This window comes from Halostella sp. PRR32, from assembly GCF_034808085.1.
Classification (GTDB): Archaea; Halobacteriota; Halobacteria; order Halobacteriales; family Natronoarchaeaceae; genus Halostella; species Halostella pelagica.
Genome location: NZ_JAXHGL010000202.1, coordinates 1 through 256, shown reverse-complemented (window position 1 = coordinate 256; position 256 = coordinate 1). Strand labels below are relative to the sequence as shown.

General features: G+C 66.8%; 1 pseudogene. It reads right to left on the bottom strand.

Annotated elements, in window-relative coordinates:
• Positions 1–256 (bottom strand): annotated as a pseudogene (locus SM753_RS20875) (transferase); the annotation flags it as partial.

Genomic DNA, 256 nt, shown 5'->3' with positions numbered 1-256 from the left:
ACTCCTGCATCTTGGTATCGACGGCGTCGTCGCCGGCGCCGGGCAGCGAGGACCGAACTTGAGAGGTCGGGTCGAAGTCGATGACCTGCTTCTCCTTGGGCATCGCTTTGACCTGGATGCCGCGCCACTCGCCGTCGACGCCCACGAGGGCCTCGGAGAAGCCGGCGTCCTCGTTGCCCGGCACGGCGTCCTGGACGAACCGCATCTGCGCGTAGTTCAACCCGAACTCGTCGGCCCACTCCTCGTCCATCCCGTC